The 14,780-nt window shown below is 61.1% G+C and carries 11 protein-coding genes; 1 reads left to right on the forward strand and 10 read right to left on the reverse strand.

All coding sequences use genetic code 11. The features are described from left to right. Positions 1-182 precede the first annotated feature (182 nt). Together EIY72_RS24980 and EIY72_RS24985 are read right to left on the reverse strand one after the other, a co-directional pair. Positions 183-1,109, reverse strand: a complete 927-nt coding sequence (locus tag EIY72_RS24980; RefSeq protein WP_093214660.1) for a glutamate/aspartate ABC transporter substrate-binding protein — start codon at positions 1,107-1,109, stop codon at positions 183-185. Between the two features lie 273 nt (positions 1,110-1,382). After that, the gene (locus EIY72_RS24985) at positions 1,383-3,008 is read right to left on the reverse strand and encodes a glucan biosynthesis protein D (protein WP_093214663.1); all 1,626 of its coding nucleotides are present in this window, start codon (positions 3,006-3,008) and stop codon (positions 1,383-1,385) included. A gap of 417 nt (positions 3,009-3,425) precedes the next feature. Here EIY72_RS24985 and EIY72_RS24990 point away from each other — a divergent pair, with 417 nt between their 5' ends. Next, positions 3,426-3,611, forward strand: coding sequence for a hypothetical protein (locus tag EIY72_RS24990; RefSeq protein ID WP_093214666.1), 186 nt, complete (start codon positions 3,426-3,428; stop codon positions 3,609-3,611). Positions 3,612-3,717: 106 nt separating this feature from the next. Here the strand turns inward: EIY72_RS24990 and EIY72_RS24995 are convergent, their stop codons facing one another. The 8 genes from EIY72_RS24995 to EIY72_RS25035 all read right to left on the reverse strand — a co-directional run bounded on the left by EIY72_RS24995 (position 3,718) and on the right by EIY72_RS25035 (position 14,753). Then, positions 3,718-5,580, reverse strand: a complete 1,863-nt coding sequence (locus tag EIY72_RS24995) for an NAD(P)-binding protein (protein ID WP_093214669.1) — start codon at positions 5,578-5,580, stop codon at positions 3,718-3,720. A gap of 65 nt (positions 5,581-5,645) precedes the next feature. Then, entirely contained in the window at positions 5,646-7,130 is a 1,485-nt protein-coding gene (locus EIY72_RS25000; protein ID WP_093214672.1) for an APC family permease, read from the reverse strand. A gap of 276 nt (positions 7,131-7,406) precedes the next feature. Next, complete coding sequence (locus EIY72_RS25005) at positions 7,407-8,831, reverse strand: gamma-aminobutyraldehyde dehydrogenase (protein ID WP_093214675.1); 1,425 nt, start codon at positions 8,829-8,831, stop codon at positions 7,407-7,409. Positions 8,832-9,026: 195 nt separating this feature from the next. Beyond that, positions 9,027-9,836, reverse strand: coding sequence for an ABC transporter permease (locus EIY72_RS25010; protein WP_093214678.1), 810 nt, complete (start codon positions 9,834-9,836; stop codon positions 9,027-9,029). Then, positions 9,826-10,773: an ABC transporter permease gene (locus tag EIY72_RS25015; protein ID WP_093214681.1), complete on the reverse strand. Its 948-nt coding sequence runs from the start codon at positions 10,771-10,773 to the stop codon at positions 9,826-9,828. Before EIY72_RS25015 ends, EIY72_RS25010 begins: the two co-directional genes overlap by 11 nt. 1 nt (position 10,774) lies before the next feature. Beyond that, a complete protein-coding gene (locus EIY72_RS25020) occupies positions 10,775-11,812 on the reverse strand; it encodes an ABC transporter ATP-binding protein (RefSeq protein ID WP_093214686.1) in 1,038 nt (345 codons plus the stop codon). A 218-nt stretch (positions 11,813-12,030) separates the two neighbouring features. After that, positions 12,031-13,182, reverse strand: a complete 1,152-nt coding sequence (gene ydcS / locus EIY72_RS25030) for a putative ABC transporter substrate-binding protein YdcS (protein ID WP_093214691.1) — start codon at positions 13,180-13,182, stop codon at positions 12,031-12,033. An 83-nt stretch (positions 13,183-13,265) separates the two neighbouring features. After that, the gene (locus tag EIY72_RS25035; protein WP_093214695.1) at positions 13,266-14,753 is read right to left on the reverse strand and encodes a gamma-aminobutyraldehyde dehydrogenase; all 1,488 of its coding nucleotides are present in this window, start codon (positions 14,751-14,753) and stop codon (positions 13,266-13,268) included. Positions 14,754-14,780: the final 27 nt, after the last annotated feature.

A 14,780-nucleotide genomic window follows, 5' to 3' on the forward strand; every position in this document is an offset into this window, starting at 1 on the left:
CCTCGATTCGATCGATGTACAAGTGCCCGCCTGGGGAAGATCCGTTCCCGTCTGGCGTTGAACGCCAGGCACACGCGATCGGCTCGAAAACCACCAAGTCGAGTGTTCCAGTTGAAACCAGCAGGTATTAACTGTCACCCGAGGGAGGATTGGCTCCCTCAGGCTATAAGGTTAGATCAGTGTCAGATCTTTACGTCTGGTGCAGGCTTGTCGCTCGGATTGGCGATCAGCTCTTTAACCTTTTCGCTCATCGGGAAGTTCAGGTTCAGACCTTTTGGCGGGATCGGGCTCTCGAACCACTTGCTGTAGATCTTGTTGATCTCGCCGGATTTGTAGAGCGCGACGATGGCGTCATCCACCGCTTTCTTGAAGGCCGGGTCGTCTTTACGAACCATGCACGCATAGGCTTCAAAGGACTGTGGAGTACCGGTGATGACCCAGTCGTCCGGCTTCTTGGCCTTGGCTTCTTCACCGGCCAGCAGGGCGTCATCCATCATGAACGCAACGGCACGGCCGCTTTCCAGCATCTGGAAGGACTCGCCGTGGTCTTTGGCGGAAATGACGTTCATGCCCATCTGCTTGTCGGCGTTCATGGCCTTGAGGATGCGCTCGGAGGTGGTGCCGGCGGTGGTCACGACGTTCTTGCCTTTGAGGTCGGCAAAGTCGTTGTAGGACGGCTTGCCTTCCTTGTCTTTCTTGACCAGCAGGCGGGTGCCGATTTCGAAGATGTTGACGGTGAAGTCGACTTGCTGGGCGCGTTCGGCGTTATTGGTGGTGGAACCGCACTCGATATCGACGGTGCCGTTCTGCACCAGTGGGATACGGGTTTGCGAGGTGACCAGGTTGTACTTGGCGTTCAGGTCGGGCTTGTTCAGGTCCTTTTTCAGGGCCTCGACGATGGCGACCTGAATGTCGTGGGAGTAGCCCACCGGTTTACCCGAAGCATCGGCGATGTAGGAAAACGGAATGGAGCTGTCACGGTGCCCGAGGGTGATGGTGCCCGAGTCGTTGATCTTCTTAAGGGTGCCGGTGAGCTCGGCAGCGAAAACTGGTGTGCTGATCAGAGCGGCAGCAATGGCTGCGCCCAGGATATGGGGAACGATGCGCATCAAATTTTCCTCGACATTGTTTTTTTTATGGAGCCAGTTGATCGGCCCTTTTGTGCTGCAAATGCCTGAACACTGTTGCGAGTGAGCGCAGGGCATCCGTCGAAGAAGTGTAGAGCATGACTCGTGCCAGACCAGTCGATAATGATCAAAGCATTGATTTATAAGGGGATTAAGTTTTTATGGCGCGTTTTTTTACCCTGGATCATCCGGTTATCCGAACCGACCTGCAGGTCGCGTTCGGAAAACCGAATGGTGCTGCGGTGCAACCCCCTGTCAGGGGTATTTGCGCTTGTCCGGTGCCGGCGGGAAGTACTGGTACAACCAGGTTTCACTCAGGGTACGGTCATGGGTGCGAATGAACAGGCGCAGCTCCACCGGCTCCACGCTGTCATTGGTCGGGTACCAGTCGAACAGGATGCGGTAGCCCTTGATGTCATCGAGCTTGAGGATGCTGAAGTCCTGGACCTTGCCGTTCGAGCAGGTGACCACCGGTTCGATGCCTGTGCCTTCAGGCAAGCGGTCGAGGCCGCCTCCGGTGAAGTCCACGGCAAAGCGTCGCGCCCAGACTGGCGGATAGTGTTCGCCCGGTGCCCAGCCTTCAGTGAAGCCGCCCATGCCTGAACGGGTCGCGTTGACCCGAGCCAATGGCGTGCCGACCGGTGGCAAGGCGCTCCAGTAGAGTTTGTAGCCGTAGTTCAGCGAGTCGCCGGCGGCTACCGGCTTCTTCGGCGTCCAGAAGGCGACGATGTTGTCCATGGTCTCGCCGGTGGTCGGGATCTCCAGCAAGTCCACCGAACCTTCGCCCCACGCAGTCGTGGGTTCGACCCACAGGCTCGGCCGGCGGCTGTACCAGTCCACAGTGTCCTGATAACTGGCGAATTCATGGTCGGTCTGCACCAGGCCGAAACCTTTTGGATCGTTGTCGGCGAAGGCATTGAATTGCAGGGTGGCCGGGTTGTTCAGCGGACGGCAGATCCACTCGCCGTTGCCACGCCACATCGCCAGGCGATCGGAGTCGTGGATCTGCGGGTGAATGGTGTCGCACATGCGGCGTTCGTGGGTGCCGCAACTGAACATGCTGGTCATCGGCGCGATGCCCAATTGATCGATGGCGGTACGCGCGTTGACGTGGGCATCGACTTCCATCACCACACGTTCGGCCTGGCAGTCGATGTCGAAGCGGTAGGCGCCGGTGGCGCTTGGCGAGTCGAGCAGGGCGTACACGACAAAACGCGTACTGTCCTTGCCCGGCGTTTCGAACCAGAACTTGGTGAAGTCGGGGAATTCTTCGCGCTTTTTCGCGTAGGTGTCGATGGCCAGGCCGCGGGCAGACAGACCGTACTGGCCGGTGGCGTCCACCGCGCGAAAGTAACTGGCGCCAAGGAAGGACACCACGTCGTGCTTGTCCAGTTCAGGTGCCTTGAACAGCTTGAACCCGGAGAAGCCCAGGTCGCCGCCCAACTGTTTGGTGTCGACCGTGGTGTTTTCATAGTTGAACAGCGACGGACGGAAATGTACCTCGCGCGCCATGCGGGTCTTGGGGTCGACGCTGTACATGCGTACCGGCTGCTTGAAACCCATGCCGACGTGGAAAAACTGCACATCCAGCTGACCGTTCAAGTCGTTCCACAGCGAATGGTTGCCGTCATAGCGAATCGCGTTGAAGTTCTGCGGTGTCATGCTCGCCAGGGTCGGCGGCAATACCTGTTTGGTGTCCTGGTAGCGGTTGCTGGCCAGTTGCTTGGCCTGAAGCTTCAGCGCTTCAAAGTCGAATGCTGTGGCCTCGCCATCGGCGGTGCCTGCGGCAGCCCAGGCGCGGGAGGCCAACAGGCCGGTGGCAGACAAACCGGTGTAGGCAGCGATAGCCATGGAGGCCTTGAGCAAATTCCTGCGGTGCATAAATACAACCTGTCGTTAACAATCCCGCGCCGTTCCTGGCGCGTGCTGGATCAGAAATATCGGTTCGGACATGCCTTCGGCCAAACGCAACGGACTTTAAACAGATGCCGAATAGCTTAAACGGTTCGCTTGGCGAGCAAAATTGATTGATGGCACCACGCTAGCTTGGCAATGAAACAAGACATGTCGATGAACATTTCCCACAGGCTTTTCTGAATTTGAGGGCATTTCTGCTTTTTTTGACTAATTACTCTAAAAACCACTTTTCAGCGCCGGGAATATTCCTATTCTGTGTGCATGACCGGTCTGCGCCCGAAAGGCTGGTGCGATTCAGCCGACACCAGATGGCGGCTGAAAAGTGAGGAGGGCGATGGGTTTTTTTGCAGTTTCTTTGACGTTTAGAGAAGGACATCGTCCATGTCGAAAGTACAGAGCATTACCGAGATGTTAGGGATCTTTCCGTGCCTGAGCAGTGGACGGCGAAGGCGCCGGCTCAATAACGAGGAGATGAAACTGGTGGAGCGCTACCGGGAGTTGTCGGAGAACGATCGGATAGCGATGCGCTATCTGGTGGATGCGATGAGGAGTGTTTCGAGATTTTGAAGAAGAGGGCGATTCAGTCGCGGCGTGGTGGCCGCGACTGAAAACCCATGTTCACTGCAATACCCTTATCCGGTCGTGGCGGACCCGGCAGGGTTATCAGAGGGGCTTAACCCACTTCCCCTACCGCCCGGTACGCCTCATCAATCGCCGCATGGGCATAAGCACTCCACGCTGCGTCAGAGTTGGCGATGCTCACGCGCCCTACGGGCTGACGTGCCAGGTTCATCAGTTTTTCGCTTTCGTCGGCGTCGTCGTACAGGCTGTTGGAGAAACCGGCGTAGCCGTGGGACCAGCGGTTGACGGTGATGGCGAGGATGTCGGTTTGATGGTTGAAACCGCCCGGGCCGAGCATGCGTTGCAGCTGGTCACGCAGTTGCGCTTCCAGTTGCTCGAAGGTCTGGCCGTACAAGCGGCCACGACCGGCGCGGGCCTGGTCGCGGGCGTTCATGCCGCTGTTCGGGCTGGTGGGCACGTAGACCATGTGCAGGCCGATGGGCTGCGTCGGGTCTTTCGGGTGCTCGTAGCCACCCATGCTCACCGGGTAGTCGAGTTTGATCCGGCTGTAAGGCTGGGTCGCGGCATAGATTTCGTGTACGCCGAGTTTCTGGAACGACTGCCAGTTGCGGATCACCACCTTGGTGTAGACCAGCGGGTACTTCACGTTCTGGCTCAGCGCATGGGACTGCTCGGCGGAGAGGTCGCGCAGCAGGTACGGGATGATCATGTTGTAGCAAGCCATGATGCAGTGCTTGCCGCGCACCTGGCTGAGCTGGCCGCCACGGCTGTAGCCGACGTTCACGCCGGTACCGACGTTGCGCACGCTGACGGCGGTGCTGTTCAGGCGAATGCGCACCGGGGTCTTGGCCTGGTCGAGCTTGGCGTAGTCGAAGGGCGCCAGGACGATATCGTCCATGGTGTGCCCCGGTGCCACGCCCGGGATCAGGCTGCGCACCAGCAGGCGCGCCAGCGAAGCGTTGCCGTCGGGGAAGTGGTAGATGTAGGGCTCTTCCATTTCCGCCTGGGCTTCTTCGCTGATCGGCTCCAGGTTCATTGCGCTGAAGCCGGGGAAACCCACCGAGTAGGCATCGGCTGCCGCGACCGCATCGATGCTCAGGGCCATGAAGTCATTGGTGCGACTCTGGAAGTACTTCACCGCTTGCGCCGACAGGCCGACGTCCTTGAGCAGGAAGTCCTGGTAGCTGGTGGCTTCCAGGTGTGCGGTCTTTTCTTCGAGGGACTTGCCCGCGAGATAGTCTTTCGGTGCCACATGCAGCGCAATCAACGCGTCGCGGTCGGCTTGGGGCAACGGGAAGTCATTGATGAAGTCCGGGATCGAGCGGGCGTGCAGCTGATCGGGGGCGATGTCGTCGGCCACCATCGGCGTCGGGTCGCCGGTGACCAGTTTGTCCTCGCCGAAGTTTTCCTTGTCGAAGAACACCGCGCGGGACAGGCCCAGGCCAGGATAGAACTGGCGATCGAAGGCAGTCTCGAAGCGTTTGATGTTCACCCCGAGCTTCTTCAGCAGGCCGTTCACTTCCTTGCTGTACAGATGGTTCGGCGACTGGAAGGCCTCACTGCCGCCATAGCCGAGGATCATGCGTCCACCGGCTGAGAATTCGTTACGCTTGGCGTGACCGCCGAAGTCGTCGTGGTTTTCCAGAATCAGGATGCGCGCTTGCGGATGTTTCTCGCGGTAGAACCAGGCAGCGGACAACCCGCTGAGGCCGCCGCCGACCACCACCAGGTCGTATTCTTCGCTGATCGGCAGCTTGTCGGTATCGAAGACCTTCTTCTCCCAGCCCAACTGGTGGGCGATTTCGAACGAGCCGACGTGGCTACCACGCAGGCCGGTCAATGCCGGTGGGTAGTAGCGCCCGTCAGGGGCGGCCTGGAGAAGTTGCAGAGGGGTCATGCCGGCAGCAATGGTGACAGCGACGCCGTTGAGAAAGTCGCGGCGGGTGATATCCATGTTCAATCCTTGTTGGTTTTTTTTCAGGTCGCCCCGGTGCCACAACGGCACCGGGGCGAATGCCGTTACCGGCTGACTTTCCAGGCATCGCCAGCAGGGGCGGTGCCGTGGTCATAGGGCTTGGCGATCCACATGTAGAGCAGGCCCAGGCCGATGACGATGGCGGTGCTCAGGACCATGGCATAGTTGATGTACCACGCAGCATCAGGCGTGCGTGGCCAGGCCATGTTGATGATTGCACCGATACCGTAGGCCAGCGCACCGATGTTCACCAGCCAGCCCCAGGCGCCGAGGGTGAATTTGCCACTGGGTTTCCAGCCTTTGATACGGGCGTACAGCGCCGCCAGGACGATCATCTGGAAGGCCAGGTAAATGCCGATCGCCGCGAAGCTGACGATGGTCGCCACCGCGTCTTGCAGGAAGAAGCCGAGGATGATGATCAACGCCGGCAGGACGCCGGAGACGAACAGTGCAGCCACCGGAACCTGAGTGGTAGGCGAAATCTTTTTCAGCAGTTTGCTGCCGATGACCATTTCGTCACGGGCGTAGGAGTACAGCAGACGGCTGGCCGCTGCCTGCAGGCTGATCACGCAGGAGATGAAGGAAATCATTACCACGCCCATGACCACTTTCGAGCCCACCGGGCCGAAGGCGTTGCTGAGGATGGTGGTGACCGGGTCCTTGTCGGTGCCGTTGATAACCGCTTGCATATCCGGTACGGCGAGGATCAGCGCGAGGCAGGCGAACATCGCCGCGATACCACCGATGTAGATGGTCATGCGCATGGCCACCGGAATCTTCTTGCTCGGGTTCGGCGTTTCTTCAGCCACGTCGCCGCAGGCTTCGAAGCCGTAGTACAGGAACATCCCCGCCAGCGAGGCGGTGAGGAAGGCCGGCAGGTAGGAGCCGTTGACGCTGATGTCGAAGGTGTTGAACAGCACGCTGAGCGGCTGGTGGCGTTCGAAGATCAGCAAGTAGACGCCGACGATCACTGCGCCGACCAGTTCGCAGAGGAAGCCGAACATGGCGATGCGCGCCAGCACTTTGGTACCGCTGAGGTTGACCAGGGTGGCGAACAGCGTCAGCACCAGGGCAATCACGATGTTGGTGTTGTTGCTCGGTTCAAAGCCGAGCATGGCGGCCAGGTAAGGACCGGCACCAACGGCAACCGCGGCGATGGTCACGCACAGGGCGATGGAGTAGATCCAGCCGACCATCCACGCCCAGCGCTTGCCCACCAGGCGACGGGCCCATGGGTAGACGCCGCCGGAAATCGGGAACTGTGAAACCACTTCGCCGAAGATCAGGCACACCAGCAGTTGACCGCAACCCACCAGCAGGTAGGCCCAGAACATCGGTGGCCCGCCTGCCGCGAGGCACAGGCCGAACAGGGTGTAGACCCCGACGACCGGGGAGAGGTAGGTGAAGCCCAGGGCGAAGTTTTCCCACAGGCTCATGCTGCGATTGAAGTTGGAGGTGTAACCCAGCTTGCGCAACTGTTCGGCGTCGCTGTCGGCAGCGATTGCAGAGAGATCGGGTGATGCACTCATGTGAATGTGCTCCGGAAAATCGGCAGATTTCGGATGTCCGACACCGTGGCGGGGCCTTGGCGGCGCTGCCCGGATCGGTGGTTATTGTTGTGTCTTCTTTGGTTTGGAGCCTGGTGGTGCTGGGTGCCGGTTTCTTCCTTGAGTCTTGCGGTGACGCCATCGTTGTAGGAGCGAGCATGCTCGCGAAAAACCCGAGGACAGCGCGGGGCATCAAATTTCCCGCGTCATCGTTGACGTCCATCGCGAGCGAGCTCGCTCCTACAGGCGATGCTTTTTTTAGTGCTTGAACATCACATGGCGAACCACGGTGTAGTCCTCCAGCCCGTACATCGACATGTCCTTGCCGTACCCGGACAGCTTCTGGCCGCCGTGGGGCATTTCGCTGACCAGCATGAAGTGCGTGTTGACCCAGGTGCAGCCGTACTGCAAGCGGGCCGACAGGCGATGGGCGCGGCCAACGTCGGCGGTCCATACGGAGGAGGCCAGGCCGTAGTCGGAATCGTTGGCCCAGCCCAGCACCTGTGCCTCATCGCTGAACTTCGTGACCGAGACCACCGGCCCGAACACTTCGCGACGGACGATCTCGTCGTCCTGCTGCGCATCCGCCAGCACCGTTGGTTCGAAGAAGAAACCGTTGCCGTCCACGGCCTTGCCGCCGGTGACCAGGCGAATGTGCGGCTGGGCGATGGCGCGCTCGACGAAGCCGGCGACGCGGTCACGGTGCTGCGCGGTGATCAGCGGGCCGAGTTCGGTCGACGGATCATCCTGCAAGCCGTACTTGATGCTGCTGACGGCTGCGCCAAGCTTCTCGACGAATTTCTCGTAGATGCCGGCCTGGGCGTAGATGCGGCAGGCGGCGGTGCAGTCCTGGCCGGCGTTGTAGAAACCGAAGGTGCGGATGCCTTCGACGGCGGCGTCGATGTCGGCGTCGTCGAAGATAATCACCGGGGCCTTGCCGCCCAGTTCCATGTGCATGCGTTTGACGCTGTCGGCGGTGCTGGAAATGATGTTCGAGCCGGTGGCGATCGAGCCGGTCAGCGACACCATGCGCACTTTCGGGTGGGTCACCAGCGGGCTGCCGACGCTCGGGCCACGGCCGAAGACCAGGTTGAGCACGCCGGCCGGGAAGATCTCTGCGGCCAGTTGGGCCAGGCGCAGGGCGGTCAGCGGCGTCTGTTCCGACGGCTTGAGCACCACGGTGTTGCCGGCGGCGAGGGCCGGGGCGATTTTCCAGGCGACCATCATCAGCGGGTAGTTCCACGGCGCGATGGAAGCGATCACGCCCACCGGGTCGCGGCGGATCATCGAAGTGTGACCCGGCAGGTACTCGCCACCGGCCGAACCGCTCATGCAACGGCTGGCGCCGGCGAAGAAACGGAACACGTCGGCAATCGCCGGGATCTCATCGTTCAGCGCGGCGCTGAGCGGCTTGCCGCAGTTGTCCGATTCGAGCTTGGCCAGTTCTTCGCCGTGGGCTTCGATGGCATCGGCGAGTTTGAGCAGCAACAGCGAACGCTCTTTCGGCGGGGTCAGCGACCAGCTGTCGAAGGCGGCGTCGGCAGCGCGCACGGCGGCATCGACCTGGGCCTCGCTGGCCTCGTTGATTTCCACCAGCACACGGCCCAGCGAAGGGTTGAACACCGCCTGGGCCGGACCTTCGCCGGTGACCAGTTGGCCGTTGATCAGGAGCTTGGTTTGCATGTCATGTGTCCTCTTCGGAACTGTTGTTATTTCCCTGAAGAAACCGTCCCTAATGTGGGAGCGAGCTTGCTCGCGAAAGCGCTGTGTCAGCCAACATCAATCTTGAATGTGATGGCCTCATCGTCGGATCTCCGCCCGGAGACAAGCTCTCTCCCACACTGGATTCGGTTCCTTCAGTGGGTAATTGGTTGTTCGTTACTTCCCACCACTGCCCGCAACGCTTTCGCCGCCACGGGTCAGGTAATAGGCGCCAAGGATCGGCAGCATGGTCACCATCATTACCAGCATCGCGACGACGTTGGTCACCGGCACGTCCCGTGGGCGGCTGAGCTGGTTGAGCAGCCACAGCGGCAGGGTGCGTTCATGGCCGGCGGTGAAGGTGGTGACGATGATTTCGTCGAACGACAGCGCGAAGGCCAACATGCCACCAGCCAGCAACGCCGAGCCGAGGTTCGGCAGGATGATGTAGCGGAAGGTCTGCCAGCCGTCGGCACCGAGGTCCATCGACGCCTCGATCAGACTGTGGGAGGTACGGCGCAGGCGGGCGATAACGTTGTTGTAGACGATCACCACGCAGAAGGTCGCGTGACCGACGATGATGGTGAACATCCCCGGCTCGATCCCCAGCGTCTTGAAGGTTGCCAGCAACGCGATCCCGGTGATGATCCCTGGCAGCGCGATCGGCAGGATCAGCATCAGCGAGATGCCCTGCTTGCCGAAGAAATCACGCCGATACAGCGCCGCCGATGCCAGCGTGCCGAGCACCATGGCGATCAGCGTGGCAATCGAGGCGATCTGCAACGACAGCTTGATCGCTTCGAGCACGTCCGGCCGCGAGAACGCCACGCTGAACCACTTCAGGGTGAAACCCTTGGGTGGAAAGCTGAACGCCGCGTCTTCGGTGTTGAAGGCGTACATGAAGATGATCAGGATCGGGAAGTGCAGGAACACCAACCCGCCCCAGGCAGCGATTTTCAGGCCAATTGAGGCTTTCTCAGAGTGCATCGAAGGCCCCCAGACGTTTGACGATGGACAGGTAGATGGCGATCAGCACGATCGGCACCAGGGTGAAAGCGGCGGCCATTGGCATGTTGCCGATCGCCCCTTGCTGGGCGTAGACCATGCTGCCGACGAAGTAGCCGGGCGGGCCGACCAGTTGCGGCACGATGAAGTCGCCCAGGGTCAGCGAGAAGGTGAAGATCGAACCTGCGGCAATGCCCGGGACCGACAGCGGCAGAATCACCTGCATGAAGGTCTGGCGCGGCTTGGCGCCGAGGTCGGCCGAAGCTTGCAGCAACGATGGCGGCAGGCGTTCCAGGGAGGCCTGGATCGGCAGGATCATGAACGGCAGCCAGATGTAGACGAACACCATGAAGCGACCCAGGTGCGAGGTCGACAGGGTGCTGCCGCCCACGCCCGGAATGCCCAGTACGAATTGCAGGGCTGGTTCCAGCCCCAGGTGCTGCACGAACCACTGCGCCACGCCGCCCTTGGCCAGCAGTAGGGTCCAGGCGTAGGCCTTGACGATGTAGCTGGCCCACATCGGCATCATCACCGCGATGTAGAAAAACGCCTTGGTCTTGCCGGTGGTGTAGCGCGCCATGTAGTAGGCAATCGGAAACGCAACGATGGCGCTGGCGATCGACACGACAATCGCCATGCTCAGGGTACGCAGGATGATGTCGAAGTTGGACGGCTGGAACAGCGCCGCGAAGTTCGCCAGGGTCAGGTCCGGGGTGACCGCCATGGTGAAGTCGTCGAAGGTGTAGAAGCCTTGCCACAACAGGGTCAGCAACGAGCCCAGGTAGATGGCGCCGAACCAGATCAGCGGCGGCACCAGCAGCATCGACAGGTACAGGTTGGGTCGGCGATACAGCAGGTTGGAAAACCGGCGCAGCGGCGAGCCTCCGGCCAGGGTTTGAGAGATAGCCAAGGTGTTCATCTCACACCCCGCTCGCAACGGTGTCGTGCAACGGGATCATGGCTTCACGCGCCCAGCGGGCGGTGATGCGCTGCCCGGTCTGATGTTGTGCGGTGGTGTCCAGCCACTGATTGTTGGACTTGCTGATGTTCAGGGTCTGGCCGTTTTCCAGCTTCAGTTCGTAGCGGGTGGCGCTGCCCTGGTACTGGATGTCGTGCAGCAATCCGCTGACTTCGATTTCGTGGCTGGCCAGCGGGCCTTCGGCAAAACGCACGTGTTCCGGGCGGATCGAGAATGGCTGCGCGACGCCGCTGAGTTGTTTGGCCAGGTCACCGCGGATCACGTTGGAGGTGCCGACGAACTCCGCGACGAAGGTGGTGGCCGGTTTCATGTACAGGTTGCGCGGGCTGTCGACCTGTTCGATGCGGCCTTTGTTGAATACCGCTACGCGGTCGGACATCGACAGCGCTTCGGTCTGGTCGTGGGTGACGAAAATGAAGGTGATGCCGAGCTGGCGTTGCAGCTTCTTCAGCTCGCTCTGCATTTGCTCGCGCAGCTTCAGGTCGAGGGCGCCGAGGGGTTCGTCGAGCAGCAGTACGCGAGGACGATTGACCAGGGCGCGGGCCAGGGCCACACGCTGGCGCTGGCCGCCGGACAGTTGCACCGGCTTGCGGTCGCCGTAGCCGCCGAGGGCAACCATGTCGAGGGCTTCTTCGGCGCGTTTGAGGCGTTCGGCCTTGCCGACGCCCTTGACCTTCAGGCCGTAGGCGACGTTGTCACGCACGTTCATGTGCGGGAACAGCGCGTAATCCTGGAACACGGTGTTCACGTCGCGCTGGTACGGCGGCAGGCCGGCGGCCTCCTCGCCATGGATTCGGATGGAGCCTGCGCTCGGTTGTTCAAAACCGGCGATCAGGCGCAAACAGGTGGTCTTGCCCGAGCCGGAAGGCCCCAGCATGGAGAAGAACTCGCCGTCCTGGATGTCGATGGAAACCCGGTCTACGGCCTTCACTTCGCCGAACTGACGGGAAACGTTGGTGAATTGGACTGCAAGCGTCATGGTGCGGTGCTCCAAATAGGCGAAGGCCGTCGCAGCGGCCCTGCCTGGACTTCTGAAAAAACTGAATCAAAGTACTTTTGTGGCGAGGGAGCTTGCTCCCGTTGGAGTGCGCAGCACTCCCAAAAAGGGTTGATGCGGTTTAGCTGACAGACCGCATTGACTGGTTTTGGGGCGGCTTCGCCACCCAGCGGGAGCAAGCTCCCTCGCCACACGGTGTGTCAGCGGCCGCCCATGATCGCGATGTAATCCTGGGTCCAGCGGCTGTACGGCACGAACTTGCCGCCTTCAGCCTGCGGGGTTTTCCAGAAGGCGATCTTGTCGAACTGGTCGAAACCGTTGGTCTTGCAGCCTTCGGCGCCGAGCAGTTCGCTCTCCTTGCACGCCGCCGGTACTGCCGGCAACGAGCCGAACCACGCCGCCACGTCACCCTGGACCTTCGGTTGCAGCGACCAGTCCATCCACTTGTAGGCGCAGTTCGGGTGCTTGGCCTCGGTGTGCATCATGGTGGTGTCGGCCCAGCCGGTGGCGCCTTCTTTCGGAATGGTCGAAGCGATCGGCTGCTTGTCGTTCATCAGGCCGTTGACCTGATACGGCCAGGCACCGGAGGCCACCACGCCTTCGTTTTTGAAGTCGCTCATCTGTACCGTGGTGTCATGCCAGTAGCGGTGGATCAGCGGCTGTTGGGCGCGCAGCAGATCGAGGACGGCCTTGTACTGGGCTTCGGTCAGTTCGTACGGGTTCTGGATGCCCAGTTCAGGCTTGGTGGTCTTCAGGTACAGCGCCGCGTCGGCGATGTAGATCGGGCCGTCGTAGGCCTGCACGCGACCCTTGTTCGGCTTGCCGTCAGGCAGGTTCTGCGCATCGAACACCACGTTCCAGCTGGTCGGCGCGGTCTTGAATACGTTGGTGTTGTACATCAGCACGTTCGGGCCCCACTGGTACGGGGTGCCGTAGGTCTGCTTGTTGACCACGTACCACGGCGCATCCTTGAGGCGCGGGTCGATGTTTTTCCAGTTCGGGATCAACGCGGTGTTGATCGGCTGCACACGCTTGCCAACGATCAGGCGCAGGGACGCATCGCCCGAGGCAGTGACCAGGTCGTAACCGCCCTTGGCCATCAGGCTGACCATTTCATCGGAAGTGGCGGCGGTCTTGACGTTAACCTTGCAGCCGGTTTCCTTTTCAAAACCGGTGACCCAGTCGTAGGCCTTGTCGCTCTCGCCACGCTCGATGTAGCCAGGCCAGGCCACAATGTCCAGTTGGCCTTCGCCCGCCCCGACAGCTTTGAGTGGCTCGGCGGCCTGAACAGCGGCGCTGGCCAGCAGCGCGGTGGTGATTGCACTGAGCAGTGCGGTCTTGTGCACGAACATGGGAATTCCCTCTTCTTTAGTTATGGTCGGGGCAGTGTTTTGAACCGGTGAAGCATGCCGTCAGCGGCTTGTTATTAGCGTAGTCAGAGTTGTTGCCCGTGGCGGGCCATGATGTGGCGCACCACGCTGTAGTCCTGCAGCGAATCACTGGACAGATCCTTGCCGTAGCCCGAGCGCTTCAGGCCGCCGTGGGGCATTTCGCTGACCAGCATGAAATGGCTGTTGATCCAGGTGCAGCCGTACTGCAAACGTGCGGCAACCTGCATGGCCTTGTCGAGGTTCTGCGTCCACACCGACGAAGCCAGGCCGTATTCCGAATCGTTGGTCCAGTCCACCGCCTGTTCGAGTTCTTCAAAACGGGTCACGGTCACCACCGGGCCGAACACTTCGCGCTGGACGATTTCATCGCTCTGCTTGCAGCCGGCCAGCAGGGTTGGCTGGTAATAGAAACCGGCGCCGGAATGCACCGCCGCACCGGTGACGCGCTCGATGTGTGGCTGACCGAGGGCCCGTTCGACAAAGCTGGCCACACGGTCACGCTGGCGGGTGCTGATCAGCGGGCCGATTTCATTGTCGGCGTCACGTTTGCCGGCAAAGCGAATGCTGCTGACGGCGGCGCCCAGTTCGGCCACCAGGCGGTCGTGAATGCCGGCCTGGGCGTAGATGCGGCAAGCCGCCGTGCAATCCTGGCCGGCGTTGTAATAGCCGTAGCTGCGCACACCCTCGACCACGGCCTGGATGTCGGCATCGTTGCAGACGATCACCGGGGCTTTGCCGCCGAGTTCGAGGTGGGTGCGTTTGAGGGTCTTGGACGCGGCCTGGAGGATTTTCTGGCCGGTGACGATATCGCCGGTCAGCGACACCATACGGATTTTCGGATGGCTGACCAGATGGCTGCCAACGCCTTCACCGCCGCCACAGACAATGTTGATCACGCCGCGCGGGAGGATTTCAGCCAGCGCAGGCGCCAGGGCGAGGATTGACAGCGGCGTGTGTTCCGACGGCTTGAACACCAGGGTGTTGCCGGCGGCGAGGGCCGGGGCGATTTTCCACGCGGCCATCATGATCGGGTAGTTCCACGGTGCGATGGACGCCACCACGCCGATAGGGTCGCGACGGACCATGCTGGTGTAGCCCGGCAGGTATTCGCCGCTCAGTTGTCCGGTCTGGCAACGCACGGCACCGGCGAAGAAGCGGAACACATCGACCGTGGCGCTCAGGTCATCCTGGCGGGCCAGGTGCAGGGGTTTGCCGCAATTCAAGGATTCGAGACGGGCGAGCAGATCAGCGTTTTTTTCGATGGCATTGGCGATGTCCAGCAGCAGGTTCGAGCGTTGCTGCGGGGTGGTCCGTGACCAGCCGGCAAAGGCGCGATGGGCGGCGAGGATGGCCGCTTCGACCTGCTCGGTGCTGGCTTCGGCGATCTGCGTCAGGACTTCGCCGGTGGCGGGGTTGAGAATGGGTTCGACGCAACCTTGCCCGGCGACTAATTCACCATCGATCAACAAAGCGGTGAACAACGGGGTTTGCGCGCCAGCCATTTTACGGGTTCTCTTTTCTTGTGTGGCCATGATGCTCCCTGTGACTGGGGCTCGGCC

Origin of the sequence: Pseudomonas vancouverensis, assembly GCF_004348895.1 — a bacterium.
Lineage (GTDB): Bacteria > Pseudomonadota > Gammaproteobacteria > Pseudomonadales > Pseudomonadaceae > Aquipseudomonas > Aquipseudomonas vancouverensis.

Coding starts and splice junctions, on each gene's coding strand:
- EIY72_RS25020 (WP_093214686.1), bottom strand. CDS start 11,812: ATGACGCTTGCAGTCCAATTCACCAACGTTTCCCGTCAGTTCGGCGAA.
- EIY72_RS25035 (WP_093214695.1), bottom strand. CDS start 14,753: ATGGCCACACAAGAAAAGAGAACCCGTAAAATGGCTGGCGCGCAAACC.
- EIY72_RS25010 (WP_093214678.1), bottom strand. CDS start 9,836: ATGCACTCTGAGAAAGCCTCAATTGGCCTGAAAATCGCTGCCTGGGGC.
- EIY72_RS24980 (WP_093214660.1), bottom strand. CDS start 1,109: ATGCGCATCGTTCCCCATATCCTGGGCGCAGCCATTGCTGCCGCTCTG.
- EIY72_RS25000 (WP_093214672.1), bottom strand. CDS start 7,130: ATGAGTGCATCACCCGATCTCTCTGCAATCGCTGCCGACAGCGACGCC.
- EIY72_RS25005 (WP_093214675.1), bottom strand. CDS start 8,831: ATGCAAACCAAGCTCCTGATCAACGGCCAACTGGTCACCGGCGAAGGT.
- EIY72_RS24995 (WP_093214669.1), bottom strand. CDS start 5,580: ATGGATATCACCCGCCGCGACTTTCTCAACGGCGTCGCTGTCACCATT.
- EIY72_RS24990 (WP_093214666.1), top strand. CDS start 3,426: ATGTCGAAAGTACAGAGCATTACCGAGATGTTAGGGATCTTTCCGTGC.
- ydcS (WP_093214691.1), bottom strand. CDS start 13,182: ATGTTCGTGCACAAGACCGCACTGCTCAGTGCAATCACCACCGCGCTG.
- EIY72_RS25015 (WP_093214681.1), bottom strand. CDS start 10,773: ATGAACACCTTGGCTATCTCTCAAACCCTGGCCGGAGGCTCGCCGCTG.
- EIY72_RS24985 (WP_093214663.1), bottom strand. CDS start 3,008: ATGCACCGCAGGAATTTGCTCAAGGCCTCCATGGCTATCGCTGCCTAC.